The 26,455-nt window shown below is 59.4% G+C and carries 27 protein-coding genes; 12 read left to right on the forward strand and 15 right to left on the reverse strand.

Annotated features, from left to right (window positions below):
• Positions 1-6 precede the first annotated feature (6 nt).
• Positions 7-1,770 carry a cation:proton antiporter gene (locus J2X66_RS07320; RefSeq protein ID WP_310262711.1) on the reverse strand — a complete coding sequence of 588 codons (1,764 nt, stop codon included), beginning with the start codon at positions 1,768-1,770 and terminating at the stop codon, positions 7-9.
• Positions 1,771-1,971: 201 nt separating this feature from the next.
• On the opposite strand from J2X66_RS07320, the gene J2X66_RS07325 reads away from it, so the two are divergent.
• The gene (locus J2X66_RS07325; protein ID WP_027926265.1) at positions 1,972-2,454 is read left to right on the forward strand and encodes an acyl-CoA thioesterase; all 483 of its coding nucleotides are present in this window, start codon (positions 1,972-1,974) and stop codon (positions 2,452-2,454) included.
• Positions 2,455-2,569: 115 nt separating this feature from the next.
• Here J2X66_RS07325 and pdxY read toward each other — a convergent pair whose 3' ends face one another.
• On the reverse strand, positions 2,570-3,442 hold the full coding sequence (pdxY, locus tag J2X66_RS07330) for a pyridoxal kinase PdxY (RefSeq protein WP_027926264.1): 873 nt from the start codon (positions 3,440-3,442) through the stop codon (positions 2,570-2,572).
• Between the two features lie 120 nt (positions 3,443-3,562).
• On the opposite strand from pdxY, the gene J2X66_RS07335 reads away from it, so the two are divergent.
• Positions 3,563-3,976 carry a DUF3301 domain-containing protein gene (locus J2X66_RS07335; RefSeq protein ID WP_027926263.1) on the forward strand — a complete coding sequence of 138 codons (414 nt, stop codon included), beginning with the start codon at positions 3,563-3,565 and terminating at the stop codon, positions 3,974-3,976.
• Here the strand turns inward: J2X66_RS07335 and J2X66_RS07340 are convergent.
• Complete coding sequence (locus J2X66_RS07340) at positions 3,973-4,938, reverse strand: CobW-like GTP-binding protein (RefSeq protein WP_310262715.1); 966 nt, start codon at positions 4,936-4,938, stop codon at positions 3,973-3,975. The two genes, J2X66_RS07335 and J2X66_RS07340, sit on opposite strands and share 4 nt — an antisense overlap.
• Before the next feature lie 27 nt (positions 4,939-4,965).
• Here J2X66_RS07340 and J2X66_RS07345 point away from each other — a divergent pair, with 27 nt between their 5' ends.
• Positions 4,966-5,322, forward strand: a complete 357-nt coding sequence (locus tag J2X66_RS07345; RefSeq protein ID WP_310262718.1) for an NADH:ubiquinone oxidoreductase — start codon at positions 4,966-4,968, stop codon at positions 5,320-5,322.
• 4 nt (positions 5,323-5,326) lie between these two features.
• Here J2X66_RS07345 and J2X66_RS07350 read toward each other — a convergent pair whose 3' ends face one another.
• Together J2X66_RS07350 and zigA are read right to left on the reverse strand one after the other, a co-directional pair.
• Positions 5,327-5,758 carry a DUF1826 domain-containing protein gene (locus J2X66_RS07350; protein WP_310262720.1) on the reverse strand — a complete coding sequence of 144 codons (432 nt, stop codon included), beginning with the start codon at positions 5,756-5,758 and terminating at the stop codon, positions 5,327-5,329.
• Complete coding sequence (zigA, locus tag J2X66_RS07355) at positions 5,758-6,966, reverse strand: zinc metallochaperone GTPase ZigA (RefSeq protein ID WP_310262723.1); 1,209 nt, start codon at positions 6,964-6,966, stop codon at positions 5,758-5,760. Before zigA ends, J2X66_RS07350 begins: the two co-directional genes overlap by 1 nt.
• Positions 6,967-7,109: 143 nt before the next feature.
• Between zigA and J2X66_RS07360 the strand changes: the two genes are divergently transcribed.
• Positions 7,110-7,487: a glutamine synthetase gene (locus J2X66_RS07360; protein WP_310262726.1), complete on the forward strand. Its 378-nt coding sequence runs from the start codon at positions 7,110-7,112 to the stop codon at positions 7,485-7,487.
• Here the strand turns inward: J2X66_RS07360 and J2X66_RS07365 are convergent.
• Entirely contained in the window at positions 7,484-8,680 is a 1,197-nt protein-coding gene (locus J2X66_RS07365; protein ID WP_310262729.1) for an N-acetylmuramoyl-L-alanine amidase, read from the reverse strand. The genes J2X66_RS07360 and J2X66_RS07365 overlap by 4 nt on opposite strands.
• An 85-nt stretch (positions 8,681-8,765) precedes the next feature.
• On the opposite strand from J2X66_RS07365, the gene folE2 reads away from it, so the two are divergent.
• The 7 genes from folE2 to J2X66_RS07400 are packed head-to-tail and all read left to right on the forward strand — an operon-like array spanning position 8,766 to position 14,906.
• Positions 8,766-9,662, forward strand: coding sequence for a GTP cyclohydrolase FolE2 (folE2, locus tag J2X66_RS07370; RefSeq protein WP_310262732.1), 897 nt, complete (start codon positions 8,766-8,768; stop codon positions 9,660-9,662).
• A complete protein-coding gene (locus tag J2X66_RS07375; protein WP_310262734.1) occupies positions 9,659-10,327 on the forward strand; it encodes an ATP-binding cassette domain-containing protein in 669 nt (222 codons plus the stop codon). Before folE2 ends, J2X66_RS07375 begins: the two co-directional genes overlap by 4 nt.
• Positions 10,327-11,193, forward strand: coding sequence for a metal ABC transporter permease (locus tag J2X66_RS07380; RefSeq protein WP_310262736.1), 867 nt, complete (start codon positions 10,327-10,329; stop codon positions 11,191-11,193). The genes J2X66_RS07375 and J2X66_RS07380 overlap by 1 nt, the downstream gene beginning before the upstream one ends.
• An 11-nt stretch (positions 11,194-11,204) precedes the next feature.
• Entirely contained in the window at positions 11,205-12,080 is an 876-nt protein-coding gene (locus J2X66_RS07385; RefSeq protein ID WP_310262740.1) for a metal ABC transporter substrate-binding protein, read from the forward strand.
• Positions 12,077-12,637, forward strand: a complete 561-nt coding sequence (locus J2X66_RS07390; RefSeq protein WP_310262742.1) for a DapH/DapD/GlmU-related protein — start codon at positions 12,077-12,079, stop codon at positions 12,635-12,637. Before J2X66_RS07385 ends, J2X66_RS07390 begins: the two co-directional genes overlap by 4 nt.
• Positions 12,638-12,639: 2 nt before the next feature.
• Complete coding sequence (locus J2X66_RS07395) at positions 12,640-13,977, forward strand: dihydroorotase (protein WP_310262745.1); 1,338 nt, start codon at positions 12,640-12,642, stop codon at positions 13,975-13,977.
• 32 nt (positions 13,978-14,009) lie between these two features.
• Positions 14,010-14,906, forward strand: a complete 897-nt coding sequence (locus J2X66_RS07400; RefSeq protein WP_310262747.1) for a His/Gly/Thr/Pro-type tRNA ligase C-terminal domain-containing protein — start codon at positions 14,010-14,012, stop codon at positions 14,904-14,906.
• A gap of 24 nt (positions 14,907-14,930) precedes the next feature.
• Here the strand turns inward: J2X66_RS07400 and J2X66_RS07405 are convergent, their stop codons facing one another.
• The gene (locus J2X66_RS07405; protein WP_310262749.1) at positions 14,931-15,452 is read right to left on the reverse strand and encodes a DUF3617 domain-containing protein; all 522 of its coding nucleotides are present in this window, start codon (positions 15,450-15,452) and stop codon (positions 14,931-14,933) included.
• Positions 15,453-15,583: 131 nt separating this feature from the next.
• On the opposite strand from J2X66_RS07405, the gene cls reads away from it, so the two are divergent.
• A complete protein-coding gene (cls, locus tag J2X66_RS07410; protein WP_310262752.1) occupies positions 15,584-17,023 on the forward strand; it encodes a cardiolipin synthase in 1,440 nt (479 codons plus the stop codon).
• Here the strand turns inward: cls and cfaB are convergent.
• The 8 genes from cfaB to J2X66_RS07450 form a co-directional block, all read right to left on the reverse strand.
• Positions 17,020-18,207, reverse strand: coding sequence for a C17 cyclopropane fatty acid synthase CfaB (gene cfaB / locus J2X66_RS07415; RefSeq protein WP_310262755.1), 1,188 nt, complete (start codon positions 18,205-18,207; stop codon positions 17,020-17,022). The genes cls and cfaB overlap by 4 nt on opposite strands.
• Before the next feature lie 84 nt (positions 18,208-18,291).
• The gene (locus J2X66_RS07420) at positions 18,292-19,080 is read right to left on the reverse strand and encodes a DNA-binding domain-containing protein (protein WP_310262758.1); all 789 of its coding nucleotides are present in this window, start codon (positions 19,078-19,080) and stop codon (positions 18,292-18,294) included.
• Complete coding sequence (locus tag J2X66_RS07425; protein ID WP_310262761.1) at positions 19,071-19,916, reverse strand: DUF692 domain-containing protein; 846 nt, start codon at positions 19,914-19,916, stop codon at positions 19,071-19,073. The genes J2X66_RS07420 and J2X66_RS07425 overlap by 10 nt, the downstream gene beginning before the upstream one ends.
• Before the next feature lie 68 nt (positions 19,917-19,984).
• Positions 19,985-20,239 carry a membrane protein gene (locus J2X66_RS07430; protein ID WP_027926244.1) on the reverse strand — a complete coding sequence of 85 codons (255 nt, stop codon included), beginning with the start codon at positions 20,237-20,239 and terminating at the stop codon, positions 19,985-19,987.
• Positions 20,240-20,356: 117 nt separating this feature from the next.
• Positions 20,357-22,267: a cation-translocating P-type ATPase gene (locus J2X66_RS07435; protein WP_310262764.1), complete on the reverse strand. Its 1,911-nt coding sequence runs from the start codon at positions 22,265-22,267 to the stop codon at positions 20,357-20,359.
• A complete protein-coding gene (locus tag J2X66_RS07440) occupies positions 22,264-23,322 on the reverse strand; it encodes a protease modulator HflK (RefSeq protein WP_310262767.1) in 1,059 nt (352 codons plus the stop codon). The genes J2X66_RS07435 and J2X66_RS07440 overlap by 4 nt, the downstream gene beginning before the upstream one ends.
• A complete protein-coding gene (locus J2X66_RS07445; RefSeq protein WP_310262771.1) occupies positions 23,319-24,356 on the reverse strand; it encodes a protease modulator HflC in 1,038 nt (345 codons plus the stop codon). The genes J2X66_RS07440 and J2X66_RS07445 overlap by 4 nt, the downstream gene beginning before the upstream one ends.
• A complete protein-coding gene (locus J2X66_RS07450; protein WP_310262775.1) occupies positions 24,353-26,311 on the reverse strand; it encodes a protease modulator HflK in 1,959 nt (652 codons plus the stop codon). Before J2X66_RS07450 ends, J2X66_RS07445 begins: the two co-directional genes overlap by 4 nt.
• Between the last annotated feature and the right edge of the window lie 144 nt (positions 26,312-26,455).

Here is a 26,455-nt window from a genome sequence, read left to right on the forward strand (position 1 = left end):
CAGGTCTCAGTGACCGGGTGCATCATTGTGGTTGTCCAGGGTTTCGAGCAAGGCCACCTGCATCCGCGTATGCACGCGGATGAACCAGCGCCAGAGCAATGCTGCCACGGCGGCAGCGACCACGATGATCAGTACCAGCAACTTGTTGGTCGGCAGAATACTGGCCGACAAGGCTGCCAGTAGCAGGAAAATCACCAGCAGCGAGAGGATCGGGATCACTTCGGCGATCACCCGACGCACTCGCTGCGTGTGGCGCCCGGCCATTTCCGGCTTCACACCCATTTCTGCCAACAACAACGACAGCGCCTTGAGCTTGCGATAGGCGGCGATCAGGAACGGCAGCGACACCAGCAACGCGCCACCCCAGATCAATGCTTTCTGCCAACTCGGGTCGCTGATCCAGTCTTGCAGATACGCGGACACAGGCTCGGCGAAGAACGCCCCCGAGAAGAAAATCGCAATCACTAGCGCCAGATTAACCCCCACCTGCAACAAAATCCGCCGAATCATCGACACCAGCAGCGCGCCTTCGCCCTGCGGCTGGATACTGCGCAGCCATTCGCCGTACATCCCCAACACCCTTCCCAGCCGTTGCGGCATCACAGCGGCGAGCTTGATCGACAACGGATCGGCCGCGCGGATCAGGTACGGAGTCAGCAGCGTAGTGATCACCGAAACCGCCACGGCGACTGGGTAGAGGAAGTTGCTGGTCACCTGCAACGTCATGCCCAACGCCGCAATGATGAAAGAAAATTCGCCGATCTGCGAAAGCCCCATCCCCACGCGCAGTGAGGTGCGCCCGTCATTGCCGGCGATAAACGCGCCAAGGCCGCAGGACAGCATCTTGCCAAGCACCACTGCCACGGTGATCACGGCGATTGGCCAAGCGTATTGCAGCAGGATCATAGGATCCAGCATCAGGCCGATGGCGACGAAGAAAATTGCACTGAACAAGTCGCGAACCGGCTCGATCAGGCGCTCTATTTTCAACAGTTGTCGAGACTCGGCCATGATCGCGCCAATCAGGAACGCACCGAGCACCATGCTGTATTCCAGTTTCACCACCAGCAGGCAGAAACCGAAACACAGCCCCAGCACGGTGATCAGCAGCATTTCGTTGCTGTCGAATTTGGCCACGTAAGCCAACAGCCGCGGCACCAGCAAAATCCCGATGACCAAGGCGACGATCATGAACAGCGAGAGCTTGCCGACCGTGGAAAACACCTCGCCGGAGCTGACCGTGCCACTGACGGCGATGCTCGACAGCAACGCAATGATGCCAATGCCCAGGATGTCTTCGACGATCAGCACACCGAAGATCAACTGCGCGAAACGCTCGTTCTTCATCTTCAGGTCGTTGAGTGCCTTGACGATGATGGTGGTCGAGGAAATCGCCAGGATCGCGCCGAGGAACAGCGAATCCATGGTGTTCCAGTCAAACCAGCGACCAATCTCGTAGCCGATCCAGATCATCAACACGATTTCAAGGAACGCTGCGATGAACGCCGTCGCGCCGACCTTGAACAACTTGCGCAGGCTGAATTCCAGACCGAGGCAGAACATCAGGAAGATCACCCCGAGCTCCGCGAGGGTCTTGATGGTTTCTTCGTCGTGGATCAGCCCGAACGGCGGCGTGTGCGGGCCGATGATGAAACCGGCGACGATGTAGCCCAGCACCACGGGCTGCTTGAAGCGATGGAACAGCACGGTCACCACGCCCGCGATCAACATGATCACTGCCAAATCCTGAATGAAACTGATGGCATGCATGGCGTGTGCTCCTTAAGGGGGACTTTTGGAGGTTAACACCGGGACTTGCGCCGCAAAGGCGGTGCAATATATGGAAACAGATCGAAACAGGCGTGACGGCAGCCAGCTGCCCGGCGTCCCGATAACTGTTGGTTTTGAAAAGCTGACAAGGCACCCGCAGAGGTGCGCCCCTGAAATTCTGCCTTGAACCGTGAGAACGCTATGGAACCCGGAAACGCACAACTGTCGATGACGGTATTGATGACCCCCGACATGGCCAACTTCTCTGGCAATGTCCACGGCGGTACCTTGCTCAAGTACCTCGACGAAGTCGCGTATGCATGCGCCAGCCGTTATGCCGGTCGCTACGTAGTGACGCTGTCGGTGGACCAGGTGATTTTCCGCGAGCCGATTCACGTCGGCGAACTGGTGACCTTTCTGGCGTCGGTCAACTACACCGGCAACACCTCCATGGAGGTGGGCATCAAGGTGGTGACCGAAAACATCCGCGAGCGCTCGGTGCGCCACACCAACAGCTGCTTTTTCACCATGGTCGCAGTGGATGACAACCGCAAACCTGCGGTCGTCCCGCCTTTGCAACCGCACAACAGCGAAGAAAAGCGCCGCTTCATCCAGGCACAGCAGCGTCGGCAGATTCGTCAGGAGCTGGAAAAGCGCTATCAGGAAATCAAGGGTGATGCCTGATCGCTGCGACCCGTTTTAGATAAACATCGCGAGCAGGCTCGCCCTCACCTTTGATCTGTGTCGTTCACAAATCCACTGTGAGGTGCGACCTGCTTGCGAACGGGTTCAATGCGGATTAAAGACTGATCGCTGTCGCCTCAAACCGCACCCGCGGATGAGCAATCCGGTCCTGCGCCCGCACCAGTTCCAGCTCATAGCTGGCACAGGCCTGAGTCTCCAGCAACACTTCATGCACCGCTGCGGCCGTAAACTCGAACGCAGCGACCAGACTGTCGCCCAACAACACCCGCGCCAGGAACAGCCCGGACGTCAGGTCGCCCACGCCCACCGGCTGACGCGGAAACGCCAGCAGCGGACGCCGCAGATGCCAGCTGCCCTCGGCAGTCACCAACAACATCTCGAAGCCATCCGCCGGTTTGCCGGGGTAATCCAGATGCTTGACCAATACCGCCTTAGGCCCACGCGCCAACAGCGCTCGCGCCATGGCCAGGCAGTCGAACAGTGACTGCGGTTTGCGTCCCGAGAAGCTGTCCAGTTCCAACTGGTTCGGGCACATGAAGTCAGCCACCGACGCCGCTTCTTCCAGCAGGAAATCGCTGACTTCGGCCGGTACGCTGCAGCCCTTCTCCGGATGGCCCATCACCGGGTCGCACAAATACAGCGCCTTGGGGTTCATCGACTTGATGCGCGCCACGCCGGTCAGGATCGCCCGGCCCTGAGCCGCACTGCCCAGGTAACCGGACAGCACCGCATCGCAGTTGCCCAGCTCGCCAATCGCGGCAATGCCTTCGACCAACTCAGGGATCTGGTGCGGCGCCAGCACTTCACCCGTCCACTGGCCGTATTGGGTGTGGTTGGAAAACTGCACGGTGTTGAGCGGCCAGACATTCACCCCGACCCGCTGCATCGGGAAAACCGCGGCGCTGTTGCCAGCGTGGCCGAACACCACGTGGGACTGAATGGCGAGCAGATGGGGCGTACGTTTCATGCGGTGAGTTTTCCGTAAAACGATTGAAATTCAAGCCGCGCAGTATGCGACGAAAAGCAGCCTGTACGACAGACCAGAGACGCAGTTAAGCTGACACCATCTAGTTGGAGCAACCTGTTGATGCTGACCCTCGGAAATATCTTCGTGCTGATGTTGCTCGCCACCGGTGGCGCGTGGTTGTGGCACAACCACGGCTTGCGCGAGCGTGCGCTGGAGCGGGTCAAGCAGCATTGCGCCAAGCTCGGCATCGAGTTGCTGGACGGCAACGTGGCCTTGAAAAAGATCGCGTTCATCAAAGATGCCAACGGCCGGCGGCGCCTGGCTCGCGTGTACAACTTTGAGTTCACCGTGACCGGCGAAACCCGTCACAACGGCACCATCACCCAATTCGGCGCCCACAGCGCGCAGATCGAACTGGCGCCCTACCCGATGCCGTTCGACGACACGCCTGCGATCGTCGATGTGGTGAAGCCTCGCGCCGAGGTGATCGAGTTGAGCCAGTGGCGGCAAGAACACACCAAGTGGCGCCCTTAACTCGACCGACAGTCAGCCAGGGCGTTTTGCAGTGAATCAACTTCCTGCGGCTCGTTGAAAATCAGTTCTATCCGCGAATCCTGGCGCCATTCGCTGGGCTTCCACTCCAATACCGAATTATCCAAAGCATTGGCCGACACCCAACCGTCGACGCTGTGGATAACCAGCTTCGCCCGCCGCCAGGACAGGCTTTCAAGCCACAGCCCGATGCGCGCCACGTCGAACCTCTGGCTCGGGTGCCAACGCCAGCCGATACTCCAGCCACCCTCCTGTTCCTGACTCAAGCAAATAGGCAGCGCGGGATCCGTCCAGATGGCCGGCAGTTGCGCCAGCCCCTTGGGCACGATGAAGTTATCCACACCCGCTAAGGCCTGAGCCTGGAGTCCCGGCAAGTGGCTCAATGGCAACTGAGCGTGCTGCGTCCAGTACAGAGGACGCGGCAGTAACTGCACGGCGATACGGTGGCGATCATCGACGTCGAGATTTTCTGCCTTGTTCAACACCAACAAGCCGGCACTGTTCAATGTCTCCTGTTGCGCCGCAGGCATTGGTTTGCCATCCGCGAGCGCTTGGGCATCCAGCACCAGTACGCAGGGTTGTACCGCCAGTACACCGACCCACGGTACCTCACTCAACTGCTCAAGCAGCCGGGCCGGATGGCCGAGGCCAGAGGGTTCGATGAACAACCGATCCGGCTTGGCCTTGCGCAGCAAGCGCCCAAGCCCGATCTGAAACGGCGCACCATTGACGCAACACAAACAACCGCCGGCCACTTCGCCCAGTGCGATACCATCGGCGTCCGAGGTCAGCAGCGCAGCGTCGAGGCCGATCTGCCCGAATTCGTTGATCAGCACCGCCCAACGCTCGCCGACCGGCCGCTGCGTTAACAGGTGCTTGATCAGGCTGGTTTTGCCAGCACCTAATGGACCGGCAATGACGTGAGTGGGAATGTTCTGCAACATGGTCGGTATTTTCTGAGGAGGTAAAAGATGCGGTTGATGGGATTGTCGTTACTGCTGGTGCTGTGTTCCAGCGAGGTGTTCGCCCAAGCCTGCGTAGTACATACCACATCCGCGAAATTGGACGTGAAAGTCTGCCAGCAAAACCGCAATATCCCGGAAAAGCTCTTTGCCGACGGCTTCTGCCAGCCCAATCTGGCCGGGCAGACCGTCGACGTGCAGTACGTTGAGCAATGCCCAACCGGCGCCTTCGGGGTGTGCAGCAACGCTCAAGTCGCCAATATGCCTTACCGGCAGGACATTCACTATTACGGCGTAGCCACCGATGCGGCCTATTTGAAGCCGTTTTGCGAAACGCAGAGCCAGGGCAACTGGCTCACGCCTTGAGGCGTTAGCCGAGCCAATCCAGGGTCAGGATCAAACGACGCTCGCCCAGTGCGGGTTGCGGCGAGCGGTGGATCAGGCCGAAACCCTCGTTGCCGTGCCAATTCTCGCCCTTGGCGCCTAACAAACAGGCAAACGCACTGACCAGCCATGACACGTCGGCAATGAAGCCCTCATACCCGTGCAGATCGCTGAACCCAGCAGCCAACCTGTGCAGATTGGGTTCGGCGTCATCGCTGGGCAGCTCCACGACCAGCGACTCGGCTAACGGCACGTTGAGGGACAGCAACAACTGGCCGAAATCGTTGATATGCAGCGGGAGTTGGCGCTGCCAAATGGCGAGGTTTACCTCGTCATCGAGGATTCGGGCCAGCGTTTGCGGCGTTTCGCCTTGGACGGTATGAGCGACCGAATGCCGCTTCAGACTCGGCGCCAACATCAAGCTGCAGCCTCTTCGTGCCACGGGCCAAACGGGTCTGGCAATAATCGCCAACCGTCGACACCCAAGACCATTTCAGCCTCCGTCAGCAGACAATTATCGAGCTCGGCAGTGAGTTGTGCGAAGTCGATGTTCTGGCCGATGAACACCAATTCCTGACGGCAATCGCCGGTGGCGGCGGTCCAGTTCTCCATGATCCCGGCGGTACTTTCTTCATCCTGCGGCCACTGGGTTTTCGGCACAAATCGCCACCAGCGCCCCGCAAAACCATGACGCATCAAGCCCCCCGCCTGGGACCAGCTGCCCGCGTCCATGGGCTTACTCGCCAACCAGAAAAACCCTTTGGAACGCAGCAGTTTTCCGTTCACCCAAGGGCGGTCGATGAAGCTGAAAAAGCGTTGGGGATGAAAAGGTCGGCGGGCCCGGTAAGCAGTCGAGGCGATGCCATATTCCTCGGTTTCCGGCACATGCTCGCCACGCAATTCCTGCAACCAGCCCGGCGCCTGAGCGGCTTTTTCAAAGTCGAAGCGACCGGTATTGAGGATTTTTTCCAGGGGCACTTCGCCCATGGCCATGGGAATGATGTCTGCCTGCGCGTTGAGGCGTTGAAGAATCGCAATCAGCTCCTCGCGCTCGCGGCGGCTGATCAAGTCGATCTTGCTGATCAGGATGACATCGGCAAATTCGATCTGCTCGATCAACAGATCAGTGATCGAACGCTCGTCCTCCTCACCCAACGTTTCGCCACGGGACGCGAGGCTTTCGGCGGCCTGATAGTCGAGCAGGAAGTTCATGCCATCCACCACGGTGACCATGGTGTCTAGCCGCGCGATGTCGGCCAGGCTTTGCCCTTCTTCATCACGGAAGGTAAAGGTTTCCGCCACGGGCAGCGGTTCGGAAATGCCGGTGGATTCGATCAACAGGTAGTCGAAACGCCCGTCCCTGGCGAGTTTGCTGACTTCTTCGAGCAGGTCTTCGCGCAAGGTGCAGCAAATGCAGCCGTTGCTCATTTCGATGAGTTTCTCTTCGGCGCGGTTCAGGCTGACATCACGCTGGACCTCGCTGCCATCGATGTTGATCTCGCTCATATCGTTGACGATGACCGCGACCCGCAGGTTGTCACGATTGCGCAGGACGTAGTTGAGCAACGTACTTTTTCCGGCACCGAGAAAGCCCGAGAGGACGGTCACGGGTAGACGATTGGGCATCAGATATTCCTCACAAGGATGCCCGGTCGCAGAGTCGGGCTTTTTTTGATGTTATAGTATAACAATGCAATCAAGCCACTCTCTTCTTGCCCATGACACCAAAGCGACCGATGCTGAAGGTCGTTCAGTCCCCGAGAAATCCCATGCGTATTGCCCTGAAACTGGCGCTGATGAATGTTTCGCTGCTGATGGCCACACAGGCCTGGGCGCAGATTCCGAGCCTGGCCCAATGCACCCGTAGCGCCAATCTGCTGGCCTGCGTGGATGTCGACGGCAACGCCTACAGCGTCAACACCGTCGGCAGCACGATCTATCTGCGCGGCTTCGAAATGGCGGGCAAACGCTACTGGGCACAGACCAACAGCCGCTACGGGCAACTGACCTTTTTCACCGGCATCGCTTCCGACGGCGAGGCCTGGGTTGGCTACAACCGTCGGGTGGGCTGGACCACCATCAATCGCTTCTCCAGTTCGGGTGGCAGCAGCGCCAAATTTACCTGCAGCCGGATTACCGGCTGCTAGACCTGCATTTTTTTCTGCGCTTGTTGCCAGGCGATGTAGCTGTTGGCGGGCGGATTTTTCTGAAAATAGCGTTGCAACCCTTCGAATAAACCGTCCGCCACGGCCTGTTGATGACGTGCGGTGACCAGTCGCTGACTGTCGCGAGCGTTGGAAATGAAGCCGGTTTCCACCAGGATCGACGGCACGTCCGGCGACTTCAACACCGCAAATCCTGCTTGTTCCACGCGTTTTTGATGCAGCGTGGTGATCCCCGCCAGGCTGCCCAGGACCGTACTGCCCAACTGCAAACTGGCGGCCAGGGTGGCGTTCATCGACATGTCGAGAATGACTCCGGCGAGCATCGGGTCTTTGTCCTTCAGATTGAGCAAACGATTGGCGCCCAGCAAATCCGCGCCGTTCTCACGTTGTGCCATGAAGCGCGCCGTGGCCGAGGTCGCACCGCCTTCAGACAAGCAATACACCGAAGCACCGGAAGCCGTAAGACGCGGGGCTGCGTCGGCATGCACCGAGATGAACATGTCGGCGTTGTGCTTGCGCGCTATCTCTACCCGTTTGCGCAGTGGAACAAAAAAGTCGTCGTTGCGCACCAGCTTCACGTCAAAGCCCTTCTCGCGTTTTAGACGCTTGGCCAGCAGCTGAGCGATGGATAACACCACGTCTTTCTCTCGCTCCCCCTTGGCGCCGACCGCGCCAGGGTCTTTCCCGCCATGACCAGGGTCGACCACCACGATGATGTCGCGCTTGGGGTGCGCCGTGTCCTGGATCACCTCTGAGGGCACAGCAACGGGCAATGACGCAGCGGACTTCAGATCGAGCACCAGCCTATGGCCTTGCCCCTCCTGCGGCGGGAGCAAAAAGCTGTTGAGCTGCACCGGGCTGCTGAGGTCGAGGACAATTCGCGTATCCCCAAGACCAAAATGCCCGGAACGGATCGAGTGGATCACCGTATTGGCGAGGGATAGCTGACTGAAATCGCCACTGAGGTTGGCGCCACTCAGATCAATGATCAGCCGCTCGGGCGAACTGAGTGAAAAGGTTTTGTAGTGCACCGGCCCGCTCAGATCAAACACCAATCGCAGCTTGTCATCCGACCGCCACAACCGTGCGTTGCGAATTTGCGTGGCCGAGACACCAAAGGGCAACGCGAAGGCTGCGCTGGTCAGAATCAGGTTGAGCAAGTGACGTCTGTGCATGAAGAGGACCGCTCGAGAAAAAGGCGTAGTCGAATTTAATGTAATAACATAACATGTCGAATCGATTCCCACGATGGACCTGCTCATGAATGCGCTGACTCTGCCGGATATCGCCGCGCAATCCGCTCGCCAAGCCCTGCCACTCGACTGGGTGGGCATGTGCGGCATTGCTCTTCCTGTTCTGTTCGATGGCCAACGTCTGAGCGCAACAGCCGATGCGGGCGTGAGCCTCGATGATGGAGAGGCACGCGGGATTCATATGTCGCGGTTGTATCTGGCGCTGGAAATGCTCGAGCAGGAAGACCTGACACCGACCTTGTTGCGACGAGTCTTGCAACGGTTTCTCGACAGTCATGAAGGACTGTCCCGCAGCGCTTACTTAAAAATTCACGCTGACTTACTGCTCAAAAGGCCGGCGCTAATCAGCCCGTTGGCCGGTTGGAAAAGCTATCCGGTAAGCATTGAAGCGCGATTGAAAAACGCGATGTTCCACGTGGAACTAAAAATCGACGTTGCTTATTCCTCGACTTGCCCGTGTTCGGCAGCACTGTCCCGGCAGTTGATTCAGCAGCAATTCGTCGATGACTTTGCCAACCAGTCACTGCAACACGCCGATGTATTGGCATGGCTTGGTTCCACTAAAGGCATCGTTGCGACGCCCCACAGCCAACGCAGCACCGCGCATTTGTGCGTGCGTCTGGGCGATTATCTGGATGACTTGCCAATGATCGCCCTCATCAACGACGCCGAAGCAGCTCTCGGTACCGCCGTACAAACCGCGGTCAAGCGCGCCGATGAACAAGCTTTCGCCTTGGCCAATGGTCAGAACCTGATGTTCTGCGAAGATGCCGCGCGACGCCTGAACCTCTCCCTGAAACGCGCCCCCGGCATCCACGCCTTTCAGCTCCGAGTCGTCCATGCCGAAAGCCTGCACGCCCATGATGCCGTTGCCGAAAGCCGCTGGAATTGGGAGGCAGCATGATCCGTTGCCAGGCATTATGCTGGGGCGCCCCCGGCCAGCCACTCACACCTCCCGTGGATTTCGAACTGATCAAGGGAAGCCTGACCGCCGTGATCGGTGCCAACGGGTCGGGGAAAAGCAGCTTGCTGAAAGTCATGGCCGGATTACAAAAACCGCTCACAGGCAAAGTCTGCCTCGATGTTCCACGCAAGGGCTCGCTGTCCTTCCTCCCTCAGCAACAACACCTGGACCGGCAATTTCCTATCAGTCTCCAAGAGTTGGTAGCCGCCGGTTTTTGGGGCAGTAAACAATCGCCCGAACTGCGCAGCCAACGCTTGAAAACAATTCTGGAAGATTGGTGCCTCAGCGGTCTGGAGCAACGCCCTTTGATGGCCTTGTCCGGAGGAGAACTGCAACGCGCCCTGCTCGCCCGATTGAGCCTTGCGCAAACGCCATTATTGTTGCTCGACGAACCACACGTGGCGCTCGACGAACTCGGTCAATTGCTGCTCTGGAAACATATCCACCAATGGCATGCCGAGGGTCGAACCCTGGTTGTGGTGTGCCATGACCTCGCCGCCGTTCGCCAACACATTCCACACACACTGCTGATCAACAGCAGCGGCTGCCTACTCGGACCGAGTACCAAACTGATCCGCCAACAACCACAAACACAGGTGGCCTGATGCTTGCCGCCACTCAGCTTTGGCAGCCCTTCCACGAGTTTGTGTTCATGCGTCGGGCACTTATCGGCGGTCTCGTCCTGGCGTGCAGCACGGCACCGCTGGGGGTGTTTCTGATCTTGCGACGCATGAGCCTGATCGGCGATGCCGTCGCTCACGGCATCTTGCCCGGGGCCGCGCTCGGCTTCTGGTTCGCGGGATTGAGTTTGCCAGCATTGACCTTGGGTGGCCTGGGCGCCGGTCTGAGCATGGCCGGACTGGCCGCATGGATTACCCGTCGCACCGGCTTGCGAGAAGACGCCAGCCTGGCCGCGATCTATCCGATTTCCCTCGCCAGCGGAGTGCTGATCCTGGGCATCGCCGGCAAGCGCCTGGACCTTTTGCACCTGTTGTTTGGCTCCGCCCTGGCGGTCGATGGCCCGACGTTGACCGGCATGTTGTGGGTCTCGGGCTTCAGCCTGATCGCCATGTTGCTGATCTATAAACCGCTGTTGCTGGACACCCTCGACCCACTCTTTCTGCAAACCGTCAGCCGCCTCGGACCGCTGGCCCACGGTGTGTTCCTGACACTCGTGGTGCTGAATCTTGTGATCGGTTTCCAGGCTATCGGCGCGCTGATGGTGGTCGGCCTGATGATGTTGCCCGCCGCCGCCTCTCGTTTCTGGAGCCGCCGTTTGCCGGTGTTGATTGCTATCGCCGCCGTGCTCGGCTGCCTCTCGGTGTGGCTCGGATTATTGCTGTCGTTCTTCTACTCGCTGCCCAGCGGTCCGGCGATTGTGCTGGTGGCCGGCGGCTTTTATCTATTGTCCGTGGTGTTGGGGCCGGTGCACGGTTTGTTGCGCCGACCGCCCTTGCTCACATCCCAATGAGGTGTTGCCCGATGCGCGCTCTACTCATGCTGTTCAGTTTGATGCTGTCGATGTCGCTGTCTGCGGCGGAAAAACTTCAGGTGGTCACCAGCTTCAGCATCCTCGCCGACATGACCCATCAGGTCGGCGGCGAGCATATACAGATCACCAATATGGTCGGTCCGGACGCCGACGCCCACACCTACGAGCCGACGCCGGATGATGCCAAGGCACTGCTCAGGGCCAAGCTGATCATCAAGAATGGATTGGGTTATGAACCATGGATGGACCGTCTGGTGACCAGCACCGAAACCAAGGCGCCGGTGATCAGTGCGAGTCACGGTGTCATTCCACGCTCGCTGGATGAAGACGGCGAGACCATTCCTGACCCTCATGCCTGGCACAACCTGGCGAACACCGAACTGTACATCGCCAACATCACCAAAGCGTTGATCGCCGCCGACCCGGCGAACACCGCCGACTACCAACGCAACAGTCAGGCCTACCTGAAACAGATCTACGCCCTGCTCGCCGAAGCCAAGGTCAAGCTCGGCTCCCTGCCGCCGGGCAATCGAAAAATCGTCACCTCCCATGACGCCTTCGGCTATCTCGGTCAAGCCTACGGGATCGACTTCATGGCACCGCAAGGACTGTCCACCGAACGTGAACCGTCGGCCGCTGAAGTCGCTGCACTGGTCACCCAGATTCGCCAGGCCAAGGTCAAAGCGGTGTTCATGGAAAACATCAAGGACGCCCGCCTGCTGAAACAAATTGCCGATGAAAGCGGCGCGCAGATTGGTGGCACGTTGTACTCCGATGCACTCGCCGCCACCGGGCCGGCCAGCACCTTTGTCGGGCTGTTCGAATACAACCTCAACACCCTCTACCAAGCGTTGAGCACACCATGATCCGCAAGAACCCTTCAGGGGATTTGCCGCAAATCGCGGAGTCCGCCTACGTAGATAAGACCGCCATCATTTGCGGCAAAGTGCTGATTGGAGAGAACGTTTTCGTCGGTCCTTACGCGGTGATTCGCGCCGACGAAGTAGACGCCAGTGGTGAGATGGAGCCGATCACCATCGGCGCCAACTCGAACATCCAGGACGGTGTGGTGATTCATTCCAAGTCCGGCGCAGCCGTCACCATCGGCGAGTTCAGCTCGATCGCCCATCGCTCCATTGTGCATGGCCCCTGCACCGTGGGTGACCGGGTATTCATCGGCTTCAACAGTGTGCTGTTCAATTGTGCGGTCGGTGACGGTTGCGTGGTGCGGCATAACTCGGTGGTCGACGGTCGCGACTTGCCCGATGACTTCTACGTCCCCTCCACCACCCGCATCGGACCGACCACCGACCTGTCGCAGTTCCCCCCTGTCAGCGTCAGCGCCTCGGAGTTTTCCGAAGACGTGGCGCGCACCAACGTCGACCTGGTGCGCGGTTACAAAGCGCTGCAAAACGAGTTCTGACCATGAGCAGTGTGCTGATTCGCAATGCCCGGCTAGTGAACGAAGGCCGTGAGTTCGAGGGAGATCTACTGGTCAGCAGTGGTCGAATCGTGAAGATCGCCAGCAGCATCCAGGGTGAAAATGCCGACGTGGAAATCGATGCCGACGGTCAATGGCTGCTACCCGGAATGATCGACGACCAAGTGCACTTTCGCGATCCCGGCGCACCGCACAAGGGCTGTTTCTACACTGAATCGAGGGCTGCGGTGGCCGGAGGGATCACCAGCTTCATGGACATGCCCAACACCCGTCCGGCGACCCTGACCCTCGCAGACCTGGCTGACAAGAAGCGGCGCGCAGCGATCAGTTCAGTGGCCAATTACGGTTTCCATTTCGGCGTCAGCAATGACAACCTCGACACCATCGCAGCGCTCAATCCTTGCGAAGTGGCCGGCGTCAAAGTGTTCATGGGCGCCTCCACCGGCAACATGCTGGTCGATGATCCTCGGATTCTGGAGCGGCTATTCGCCCAAGTACCGACGATTTTGTTGGCCCATTGCGAGCACACGCCCAGCATCGAGGCCAACAACGCAAACCTTCGAAACCTGTTCGGCGAACACATTCCTGCGGCCGCCCATCCATTGATCCGCAACGCCGAGGCGTGCTTTCGTTCGTCCTCGATGGCCGTGGACCTGGCCAAGCGGCATGGCACGCGACTGCATGTGCTGCACCTGACCACCGCCCGCGAACTGGCGCTGTTTGAAGACAAGCCGCTGGCCCACAAATGTATTACCGCCGAAGTGTGCCTGCACCACTTGCTGTTCGATGATCGGGACTACTCCAGCCTCGGTAATCTGATCAAGTGCAACCCGGCCATCAAGTCTCAAGCCGACCGCGATGCATTGCGCCAGGCACTGCACAGCCATCGACTCGATGTGATCGGCAGTGACCACGCGCCGCACACGTGGGCGGAGAAACAACAGCCTTATCATCAGGCACCTTCCGGCCTGCCGCTGGTGCAACACGCCCTGCCCGCGTTGCTGGAATTAATGGCTGACGAAGTCCTGCCGATAACCACCCTCGTGGCCAAGACCAGTCACCGCGTAGCCGATTTGTTCGCCATCCCCGACCGCGGGTATCTACGCGAGGGCTATTGGGCCGACCTCGTTCTGGTCAAATCCGAACCCGATGGCGTTGCCGTTTCCCAGCAGCCCATCCTGTCTCAATGCGGCTGGACGCCCTTCGCCCGGCAGCGTTTTCGTCACAGTGTCAGCACCACGCTGGTGTCCGGGCAAATTGCCTGGCACGACAAACGTCTTAATGACAACTGTCAGGGATTACCACTACGGTTTATGCGCTAGCGCGTAATACAGAAGCACTCGAGAGCATCACCATGATTCAGATCCGCCTGCCCGATGGTTCATTGCGTGAATATGATCAGCCATTGTCCGTGTACGAACTCGCCGCGAGCATCAGCCCCGCGCTGGCCAAAGCGGCGGTGGCCGGTCGGGTGGACGGCGTGTTGGTGGACTGCGAATACGTGATCAGAGGCGATGCTCGGGTCAACATCGTCACGCCTCAAGAACCCGATGGCCTGGAGATTCTTCGACGCTCTTGTGCATTGATACTGGCGATGGCGGTCAAGCAACTTCATCCCCATGTTCAGCTGCAGGCCGGGTCGGCGCTGGGGGATGGTTTCTACTGCGGGTTTACCCTCAATCAATCGTTAACCCGCGACGACCTGCCGCTGATCGAAGCGCGTATGCAGCTGCTGGCCGCGACCAACCACTCGATCCGCCGCCGAACCTCGAAGGCAGAAGATCGACGGTCGCTATACCGTTTGGGAGACTTCGAACATTTAACGGCAGGGCCACAGGTTCCAGCCACAAAGGTGTTGCAGGCGTTTTCCCTCGACTACATCAGCGGTACGACTGAACAACGGATCTACGGCACATGTTGGACTTGCCAACAGGAACTGGACAGCTGGCGAGCACCGCCCTTGGTCATGATTGTCAGCATGGCGGAGCGCCAGGCGAGTTATGTCCAGTCGGTGACCGAGGCATTGCGCCGAAGCGGTGTGCACGTCCATGTGGATCTGCGCCATGAAAAGGTCCGACACAAGATTCGTGAGCACGGTCAAAAAGTGCCGTACCTGATGGTCGTGGGCGAGAAGGAACAGGAAGGTGAGTTCGTCAGTTTGCGCAGCGGTGCGGGCGAGGATTTCGGCAGGATGAGCGTTGAGGTGGCGTGTCAGTGGCTGAATCAAGCCCGCTCCCGCACAAGCGTGTAGAGAGCGGGTGTAAAGGCGAAGGTCTTAAGCGCGAGGCTTGACCGTTCCGCAATCCTGCCCCAGCCATACGGCGCGACTTTCCAGGCTGCCCTTTTGCTGGATACCGGTGGCGTTGAACGTGCCGTTGACCTTGGTGGTGAACTCACGGTCGCTGAGGAAAGTAGCCACACCGGCACCTTGCGCTTTCGGACAACTGAAGCGGAATTTCCACTGGTTACCGGTACGGTCGGTGATTTCCTGTTTGCAGCCCGATTGCGGGTCGGTCAGTGGAATATTGTCGGTCTTCACCTGCTCCGGTGTCAGGCACGCCCGAATCCCTTTACCGCCCATGGTGATACCCTGTTTCTCCAATTGTGCGCGCTGTTCCGGGGTCATCTGGCTCTGTAACTGCCCGAGGATCAGTTGCAAGTCCGGCAGGTTCTGGTCATCGACCTTCATGTTGCTGGTGGTCAATTCCCATAACCCCGGTTGCAGCATCTGTGCCTGAGCCGCCACCGGAAGTGACAAACCAACAGCCATGGCCAAACCCAGCAGACGAACGTTCATCGAGTAACTCCTGATCAGTTGTGGCCGTTAGACGCCGGGCATCAGCTTCGGTTCATGGGCCAATTAAATAGCGACATTCTGCACGGAACATGGTCTGTTAAGCACTGAATCTTCAGGAGCAAGGCTGCCCCATGGATTACTTTGGACCGCACATTTTCGGCTACACCATTGCACTGCTTCACACGCTGGGCCTGATTGCTGCCATTCACGCCGTGCTCACCGTCCGCACCGCCCAGGGATCGATCGCCTGGGCGCTCTCGTTGGTGTTTATTCCTTATCTCACGCTCATCCCTTATCTGGTCTTCGGCCGCAGTACCTTTGATGGCTACATCAAGGCGCGGCGCCAGGCCAACGAAGAGATGCGCAAAGCCATCTCCGAGCTCAACTGGCGCCCCTGGGTCGAGGAGGCGCTGACCGCACGCGCCTCCAATGCCTACGCATCGTTGCGGGCGATGCCGAAGCTGGGCCGAATGCCGTGCCTGGCAAACAACGAAGTGCACTTGTTGATCAACGGCCAAGCCACGTTTGATTCGATTTTCGAAGCCATCAGCCATGCCAAAGAAGCCGTGCTGATTCAGTTTTTTATCATCCACGATGATCGTCTGGGCCAACGCCTGCAGAATCTGCTGCTGAAAAAAGCCGCCGAAGGCGTCGCGATTTACCTGTTGTACGACCGCATTGGCAGCCACTCCCTGCCCCACAGCTACGTGCAACCGTTGCGCGATGCCGGCGTTGAAGTCAAAGCGTTCGCCACTCGCAGTGGCTGGCTCAACCGCTTTCAGGTCAACTTCCGCAACCACCGCAAGATCGTGGTGGTCGATGGTGTGCTGGGCTTCGTCGGCGGGCATAACGTTGGCGACGAGTACATGAGCGAGAAACCACCGCTGGCACCTTGGCGCGATACCCATGTTCGAGTGCGCGGCCCGGTGGTCGCCTGTATGCAGGAGTCTTTTGCCGAAGACTGGTTCTGGGCTGCACGCTCGTTGCCGCCGCTGATCCTGCCGGATGTGTATCCAGACGACGGCGTACTGTGCCAATTGCTGGCAAGCGGCCCGGCGGATTCCTACGAAACCTGTTCGTTGTTTTTCGTTGAAGCCATCCATGCCGCGACCGAGCGGGTATGGATCACCAGCCCCTACTTCATCCCCGACGAAGCGGTGTTCGCCGCTCTCAGGCTGGCAGTGCTGCGAGGTGTCGACGTGCGTCTGCTGCTGCCCTCGCGCCCGGACCACCGCATCGTCTACGCCGCCTCCAGCCTGTACGCCTTCGAAGCCGTACGCGCAGGCGTGCGGGTGTTCCGCTACGAGCCCGGTTTCCTGCATCAAAAAGTGGTGTTGATCGACAGTGAAATCAGCGCCATCGGCAGTGCCAACCTGGACAACCGCTCGTTCCGGCTTAACTTCGAAGTGATGTTGTTGACGGTCGACAGCGCGTTTGCCGCCGAGGTGGAACAGATGCTGAACGATGACTTCGATCAGTCCCATGAAGTCGCCAAAGAAGAAAGCCGGGAGACCCATCGCCTGCAGCAAGTTGGCATGCGGGTCGCCCGGCTTATTTCACCGATTCTCTAAGGGTTGTAGATGTCGTCGCGGGTCCATGGCAATTCATGGCTGCCATCGGGGTGGGCTTTGACCGCGAGGATCTGGTGCAGGTTGATCCAGCCCCGGGCAAACGCATAAGCGCATCCCGCCAGGTACAGCCGCCAGATCCGCAGGGCTTGCTCCGGCACTTGCCTGGACGCCGCTTCCAGATTGTCTTCCAGGCGTTCACTCCAGTGGTCCAGGGTACGCGCGTAGTGCAGGCGCAGGCTCTCGACGTCAACGATCTCCAAACCTGCTTCACTGATTTCGGCTGAGATCATCGACAGGTGCGGCAGCTCGCCGTTGGGGAACACGTATTTCTCAATGAAGTCGCCGGCACCACGCCCCACCGGACGGCCGTCAGTGTGCTTGGCGGTGATCCCGTGGTTCATCACCAGGCCGCCCTCTTTCACCGCGCCGAACAAGGTTTTGCAGTACTCCGCCAGATTGGCGTGACCGACGTGTTCGAACATGCCAACACTGACCACTTTGTCGAAGCGCCCGTCTTGAGGCAGGTCGCGGTAGTCGAGCAGTTGCAACTCGACCAAATCCTCCAGGCCTTCCTCCTTCACCCGTTCACGTGCCAGGGCGAGTTGCTCTTTACTGAGCGTGATACCGAACACCCTCGCGCCGAATTCCCGCGCCGCGTAGCGCGCCAGTCCGCCCCAACCGCAACCGACGTCCAGCAAATATTCACCCGGCTGCAACCGCAACTTGCGGCACAAATGACGGAATTTGGCTTGTTGCGCCTGCTCCAGGGTTTCACTACCGGTCTCGAAGTACGCACAGGAATACGCCATGTCACTGTCGAGCCACAGCTGGTAAAACGCATTGGACAGGTCGTAGTGATAGGAGATGGCTTTGGCGTCGGTTTCCTTGTCGTGGACGGTACGAACCGGCTGATTGTCGTCGTTTTCGTCCAGCATCGCCTGACTCCACTCATCACAGACGCGGATAACGTCGCTGATGGAGCCTTCTAGCTCAAGCCGCCCCTCGACAAACGCCGCTCCGAGCGCGTCCAAGCTTGGATGGGTGAATTGGGTAACCATTTGTGGGTCCTTGACCACAATCGTGACGCTGGGCGACGGCCCCAGATTGAATTCATGGCCGTCCCAGAGTCGCAGGCGTAGCGGTAGCTGCAGATTCTGTAAGGCCGGTGGAAGATGCGCGAGCATGGATAATCCCCCTGGTTTCAGACGTCTGATGTGAGGGTAGACCATCCTGGGAAATTAGCTGGCTATCGAATTAATAGCCATTTTCTATGATTTTCCACGCTGCAACCAACCGTCGTGAATCCACTGCTTGAGCCAAGTCACAGCTTTAAGTGGTGCGCCCTCTCCATAGATGACTGTCAATTCAGAGCACAGTTCAGCAAAGTTCCAGTCCTGTTCAAACAGGCCTTTTATTGCATTGGCTTCTTCAGGCTCCAGGCTTCGATATTGGCAAACGAGATCATTTCGACAGATCACCACAACGCTGGGAGTGTCGAGTCCCGTACTGCCAGGGAACTGCGTTTCATCCTTGGCTGCCCGCCAAAGCGCCACACTATTGAAGGCACACTCAAGCCATTGCAGCGAAGGGCTGGGGCGCACTTGCAGCATCGGCCAGTCTTGCGGTGCCAGTTCCGCCATGTCCTGCATCGTCAACGGCGTTCCCAGTGGCGCATCGAACGCCAGCGTGAATGCCCACTCCAGGGCAGCGAGTTCGGCTAGAGGTGCACTTTGCTCAGGCACCAGATGCTGGCGAATAAACGTTTCGAAGCCTTTGCCGAGCCAGCGAAGGCTGTAATGAGTCGACGGGTTCTGACGGATATACACTGAGGCTAGCCGTTCGAACTCATCGTCACCTAGCCAGTTAAGGACGGCGGGATAGTCGCCGCGCAACACTTCCAGCAGTCGGGCTTGGTAGGCGTTGTGATAAATAGCCAGCCCCGTGCGGACATCCAGCGTCGGGCCACCCATCAGGCTTGAGCCCAGCGCCAAGTCAGCTACCGAAGACTCTCCCGACAGGTAACGCTCGAAGGACAGTTGCCATTCGTTCAGGCGCATTTCTGTCTCCGTTCCAGCACGCTCTCACCCAGCTCCCGGGCTTTTTGCAGTTCAGTGAGCAGTTCTTCAAACGGCGGAAAATGGTCATCGCGCTCCAGCAGCGTGGCGACCGGGCCGAGGTAATCGAGGGTTCGTTGGTAAAGCGCCCAGACCGGATCGCTGACAGGATGGTCATGGGTGTCGATGACGTAATCGCCGTAATCGCTATGGCCCGCCAGGTGGAGCTGGCGAATCCTGTTCGCCGGCAAACCTTGAATGAAGGTCCACGGATCAAAGCCATGATTGCGTGAGCTGACATAGACATTGTTGACGTCCAGCAACAGCTCGCAATCGCTCAGCTGACTCAGGGCGCGAAGAAATTCCCACTCGCTGAAATCATCGCCGGCACTGCGCACATAGCTGGAGACGTTCTCCAATACCAAGGGGCGCTGCAAAACCTCCTGCACCTGGCGCACTCGACCTGCCACGTAATAGAGGCTTTCTTCGGTGTACGGTAACGGCAACAAATCATGCAACTGATGGGCGTTGCCACGGCTCCAGCACAAGTGATCGGAAACCCACGCCGGTTTGACGCGATCAGCCAGCTGTTTGAGCTGTTGCAGATAGCCCGGATCGAGAGCATGCGGCCCGCCAACGGACAGCGACACACCATGCATCACCAGCGGATAACGCTCGGCGATGGCATCAAGGTAGTAGAGGGCTTTACCGCCCTGCACCATGAAATTTTCGGAGACGACTTCGAACCAGTCCACGGCCGGCGACTGATCAAGAATCTGTTGGTAGTAAGCACTGCGCAAACCCAGGCCATAGCCCAGACAAGGAAGGGATGCAGACATTTGCGGACTCCTCGCAAAAAAGCCGCAGTGGCCATGGGGTAGCCACTGCGGCGCCAAGCGGCGGTCGATTATTCGCCGACCTTGCCGCCCGCTTTCATGCATTCGGCCTGAGTCATCGCCTTGAAGCCGTGACCTTTGCAAACGCCCTGCCCCTTACAGGCGTTTTCTGCGGTTTTGCAATCGTTCATGCCTTTGCACGAGGTCACGCCGTAGCAGTGAACCTGAGCCGCATCGGCGGCTTGGGCCTGCGTCGCAACACCGGCAAACAGAGTGGCAGCGGCGAATGCGAGAGCGGCGCCAGCGGTAGCGGATTTGAAGTTCATTTTTGTATCCTCGGTGATCGTCAGGGTTGTCGGCTGGAACGTTGTTCAGTCCCGACACAGCACTAGAGAGCGCGGCCCCGACGGCGTTACAGAGGCATGCAAAAAAATTCAGATCGTTCAACTCTCGTCTTTGAGCTTGAGCAAAGGCTCCTGAAAGCGCAGCAAACGCCCGGCGTTGCCCAGTACCAGCAACGTGCTCAAGTTATGCAGCAACGCCGCAATCATCGCTCCTGCCGCACCCAGCCAGCCAAACGCAGCGAAGGCCACAATCGCCAGGGTCCAGCCCAAACCGATGATCACGTTGACCTGCAAGGTCTGGCGACATTGGCGACTCAGACGCACACAGGTGCCGAGCCGACGCAGGTCACTGCCGATCAATACAATGTCAGCCGAGGCCAGCGCAATGTCCGCCCCGCCCGCGCCCATGGCCACACCGACGACACCGGCCTTGAGCGCCAGGGAGTCGTTGATCCCGTCCCCGACCACCATCGGCCGAAAGCCGCTGCCGATTTCCTTGAGCACGCGATTGAGTTTGTCCTCCGGCAACGCCTGCGCCTCGACATCGCTGATGCCGACATCACGCGCCAGCGTATGCGCGACGCTCTGTCGATCCCCAGTGAGCAGCAATTGCCGCCCCAGGCCCAGTTCTCGCAATTCATTCAGGGCAAATCGCGCCTCGGGTTTGACACTGTCGGCCAGCAACAGCCAAGCGAGAAATTCACCGTTAAGCGCCAGCCCGGCAATCGGACCGTCGTGCTCAGGAACCGCCGACGTGGCAATGCCCAATTGCGCGAACAACTCCGGACGACCGAGGGCGGCCTCGCCCTGTTCGGTCATCGCTACCACGCCCAACCCCTGGCGCTCGTGGAGGTCCGACAGCAACAGGAAATGCTCCTGTGTGACCAACCCGGCGAGTGCACGACTCACCGGATGACTGCTGGCGGCCCCGAGGCTGGCGGCCAACTTAAGGACATGACTGTGGTCTTCGAGAGGACTGTCGATCGCCTGCAAGCGCAGGGTGCCGAACGTCAGCGTACCCGTCTTATCGACCACCAGCGAAGTGAGGTCCGCCAGTTCTTCAAGGAACGCCGAGCTGCGAATCAGAATGCCGTGCCGCGCCGCCACCGCCACCCCGGCAATAGCTGTTGCCGGTGCCGACAACACCAGCGCACAGGGACACGCCGCGACCAGAACCGCCAGCATTGCCTGAGCGTCATTGGTGACAAACCACGTCACTGCCGCCAGCAGTAGAACCAACACCATGTAGCTGCCAGCGTAACGCTCCAGCAAACGCGTAATCGGCGGCTTGGAACGCTCGGCGCTTTGCATCAGCGCGATGACTTTACCCAGGGTCGACTCGTTGCCGGTGCGGGTCACTTCAATGCGCAGCAGGCCATCGAGGTTGATCGCCCCGCCGAACACCGGCATGCCCACGCCTGCTTCGAGCGGCACCGACTCACCGGTGATCGAAGCCGTATCGAGGCTCGCCTGACCGGACAACACCCGACCGTCCGCTGGCACGCGATCACCGGCCCGCACCTCGACCTGATCGCCGGCCTTGAGGGTGCTGTTGTCGACTTCCAGGATCGAACCATCCAACTGAACCTTGCGCGCATGGCTGCGGGTCAGTTTTCCAAGCGCATGAATCGCCTCCTGAGAACCGATCACGCTACGCTCTTCCAGCACGTGGCCGAAGATCATGATGATCGGCAACAACGCGGCGGTCAGCAGATCACCCGTGGCCCAGGCACCGAGCATGGCGAGTGCGATCAACTGGTCGGTGATCCCGTGCAAGCTTGGGTAGCGCAAGCTGTACCACGCCGAACGCATGACCGGCACTGCCACCAATAGCGATGCAACACCGAGCAGCAATTGACTGACGCCGGTCTGTTCCGGTGATAGCCAGCGCCAGATCAGACCGAGCCCGAGCAAGCCCAGCGCGAGCATGGCCAGCGTCAGTTGGCGAGCGGCGCTGCGTTGTTCGGCCGAGGACAACATGCTCGGTGCGGCGGCGGATTGCGCAGTCATTGTGCAGCTCCCTGAATGATCAGGCGGGAATCGTCTTTCGGATCAACCGTGGTCACGGAACCGGCCTGACCAAGAATTTTCGGCATCCGTTCGCGATAAATGCGCAGCAGCATTTGCGGATCGGTGCCCTGCTGTTGAGCCGTGGCAAGGCTCAGGACGGTGGCGGTGTCGGCAGACGCTTTTGCCAGTCGTTCGCTGGCTTGGGCATGGGCCACTTGCAACGTTCGATCCGCTTGTTCGTTAGCGGCCTGGGTTGCCTTCTCGGCTTCGGTACGTGAATTTGCCACGGCTTTGTCGGCTTGTTGACTCGCGGTCAGTACCGCGTTGAAGGCGTTTACCGCAGGGCCGGGCAAACTCGATTGCACGTCAACTCGGGCAACTTCGATGCCCAAGCCCTGCCCTGTTGACCTCAGCTCGGCCAACCGCTGATTGATGCCCTGCACCAGATCACCGCGCAGACGTTCACGGCGTTCGGCAGCCTGATTGTCGGCGCCGATCAGCTCCGGACGCGCAACCAGAATGGTGTCCAGATCTCGCGCGGCAGTCAGGGCCACAGCACTGCGGGTGACCAATCGATCCAGCGCGGGCAGCACATGTTCACCTTGCAGCACGAACGCATAGGGCTCGGTGACTTTGTAGAACACCCGCACATCGAGTTGCACCACGCCGGCATCACCCGTCAGCAAATAGCCGGACCCGGCGAGTGCATCACTGAGCGGTGTGGCGAACGTGGCAACACGATCAGCCTGCAAGGCGACATCACTGCGCAACAGGTTTTCCACGCGACGTTCTATGACCCGATCCGCTGCGGGCAGTAAAACCACCTGCTCAAACGGTCGCGGCCATGCCAGTAATAAACCGGCATTTTGAATGCGATCCAGCGCCCCGAAATGCAGGACCACCGCTCGATTCTGCGGATCAATCTGCCGCACATTAGAGAACGCCCAGGCCAGGGCGGCCAGAACCGTCACCGCATAAAGAGCTAAAAAAGCCAGGCGTCCGGCCTGAATCCAGGGGCTGCTCAACTCATGTGTTCCACGTGGAACTAAATTCATGGCTGCGACCCGGACTTGTTTTCGAGGGTCGGCGGGCCGTCAACCAACACCCGGAATGGCGCGGCATCGGTGCGCAATATCAGTTTTGTACCCGGTGAAACGATGGTGCCCAAGGTGTCGAGGGAGCGCAGCAAGTTGTACAGCTGCGGAGAACCGGCGTACGCGCGGCCATAGATCTGCGCGGCTTCGACCCGAGATTGGGCTTCGATGTCAGCCGCCTTCACCGTAGCATCGGCCTGCACGATTCGCGCATCTCGCTCGGCAGCGGAACGGATTTGCGCGGCTTCGCGTTTGCCAATGGCGGTGCGCTCGGTCGCAATTGTTTCACGCTCGGCGCGCATGCGATCAACCGTGGCAGTGAGCGTTACCGACGGCAGGGTCAAACGTTCGATGCCTACTTGCAGCACGCGCACACCATAAGTGGTGAGTAATTGCTGATCGATCTGCTGCCGCAGTTGCGCCTCAAAGTCGGCAATGTGCACTTGATTGGCATCGGTATTAACCAGGTTTGCCAAGTCAAAACTGCTGGCCGTGGTTTCCAGCGCCGAGCCGACAAACGTGCGGATCTGCCGTGCCGCTTCATCCGGCTGGTTTTGCACGGCGCGCATGAAGCGTTGCACGTTGTCCGGATCGCCCTGTACCTGCCACGCCACATAGGCCTGAACGATGATGCGCAAACCGTCGCGGGTGCCGACATCCTGCAAACCACTGGAAGTGGTCCGTAGCCGCAAGTCGACAGGAATGGCCGCTTCAAACGGTGCCGGCCAGCGCCAGCCAAGACCCGGCTCCAGCAACACCCGCGATGGATTGCCGAAGCGCGTGATCACGGTGGCCTCCCCCGAGCGCACCTGGACAAGGCTCGCAGCCGCGATGGCGAACGCCACGAGCAACGCAGCCCAGCCCATGCGCCGCCATGGGAACGGGCCGGCTTCTTGTGGATCGCCGTGGTGGTGATGGTGGTGATGCCCATGTCCGCCATGGCCGTGATCGTGGCCGGTGTGGTCATCGTGATCGTGTGTGTGCGACTGGCTCAATGGGTAGCTCCTGGCTGGGCGCTCGTACGCGGCGACGTAGGATCAGCCGGCAGCGTGAAAGTACGGAGGTCGATGGTCGGCGCATTACTGCTGCCACCCAGACGATGATCAAGAATCAGCAGTTTGGCGTTGGCCAGGCCTTGGCTCAGTTGGCTGAGGTATTGCTCCAGCACAAACGCCTGGCCAGCGCTGGCGTAGGCTTTGCGTTCAGCACTGAATTTCAGGTCTGCCGCCTGGGCCGTGGCGTTGATTTCATGGGCGCTGGCGGTCGCTTGATCGCGGGCAATGCTGGCTTGCAGTTGCGCCTGATTAGTCGCCTCCGCAGCCGCACCGCGTTCCCGCGAGATCAATGCTTGGGCGCCAATCTGCGCAGCCTGCACACCGTGATAGGCATTGGCGGCACCAGCCGGTGGATGAATCGCTTCGACCACGGTGGCGAGAATTTCCACACCGCTATTGAGTTTCTGCAAATCGGCCTGCACTGCTCGGCCGATCTCCTCAGCGAGCCCTACCCTGTCCTCGCCGAGCAAACCGTCGAGGGTTCGCGAGGCGAAGTCATGCACCAGAATCCGGCTGGCGGTACTGCGAATCAGCGTCGGCACGTCCGCGTTGTTGTAGGTGGCCGCCAGCGCCGCTTGATCGGTCAGGCCGATGCGATAGACAAAACGCACGTCCATGTTGACGATCTGGAAGCTCTGTTTGTCGGCGCGACTGCTGGCGATGACCTGGGATTTATCGTTCACGTGGCTGGCGTCCCATAGCCGATTGGCAATCGCCGGCGCCGGGCCTTCGGCAGGCTCGGGCACGACCGGTGTCGACGCTTCGCCAACACTGGTGGCCAACTCGTGAACTACGCCATTTTCAATATTCAGCACGCGCCCCAACGGCCACGGCAAACCGGCGTGCAATCCAGGTCCAAACACCTCCACCGGTTTGCCGAAACGCTCGTAGATGCCCCGCCCTTGCAACGGTATTTCGTGAATACCGGTAAGTGACCAGCCGACAAAGGCAATCACCGCCAGCACCGGCAAAAACGCCCGGCGCATGTAGGTGAAGGCCCAGATCTGCCGCAAGTCGATGCCAAAACGGTTGTGCAGTTCGTGCTGCAAGGCGAGCAGCGGTTGTGGCGGCCAGCGCAGCATGTCGGCGACAAAACTGCGTGCCAGCAATGTCGGTTCGAGTTGTTCGCGCTGTGGACTGAACAGCGACAACACCGCACGCAGCAGCAACTCGACTGCGACCAGGCCCGGCAGCAGACCGATCAGCACCGCCAATCGCACCGGCCAGACAGAGGTTTCACTGGCGAACAACAGACACAACGCACCGATCACCAGGCAAATGATTGCCACCCGCGTCAATTGCGCCAATGCCCCGGTTTCCGGCCATTGAGCGATGTTTTCCTGGGCCAGTTGCCGCTCGACCACCAGCAGACCAAACGCCAGCAGCAATCCCAGCGCCGCGCCGACGTTGGCCGAGAACCCCAGCGCGGCGGGCGGTAATGCGAGGTTCCAGAATTGACTGATGCTGAACAACGTCAACAGTGCCCAACCGCCGAGCCAGAGCGTTGGCGCGCCGATCTGGCCAAGCATTCTCATCGAACCCTGACTGAGTCGCTCCAGCAGCCGCTCATACCACCCATCCGGCGCAACGGTTCCGTCGACGACAACCACAGGCAACGCCGGGTTCATCGCTTGTGCGCGCCACCGGGTCACCCACCAGGCAGATTGCAGACCGGCAACCAGCACCAGCAAAGCGGCGCTCTGACTCACCAGTAACGCGCCCCACAATGACTGCGGCGCAAACAGCCCGACAAACAACGCCAGCACCAGTCCGGCCGCTGCCAAAGCACTCAGGCCAATGGCGAACTGGCGCAATCGCCGCCCTTGAAAGAGCGCCTGCTGAAAGCGCGGCAGCCCTGCTACCTGCGCGCCATCGACTTCGAGATCGACTTGCATACCACCCCAGTGCTTATTCAATGCGGACTTCGCGTTTCGTTACGATATAACGAAAGCAGTGAAATTTTTGTACTAAATCCTTCTATCTAAAGGCGCTGAACCTGTCGCTTGGCTGAACCCTTGACCGAAACAACGCGACACGCA

This window comes from Pseudomonas sp. 3296, from assembly GCF_031456615.1.
Lineage (GTDB): Bacteria > Pseudomonadota > Gammaproteobacteria > Pseudomonadales > Pseudomonadaceae > Aquipseudomonas > Aquipseudomonas mucoides.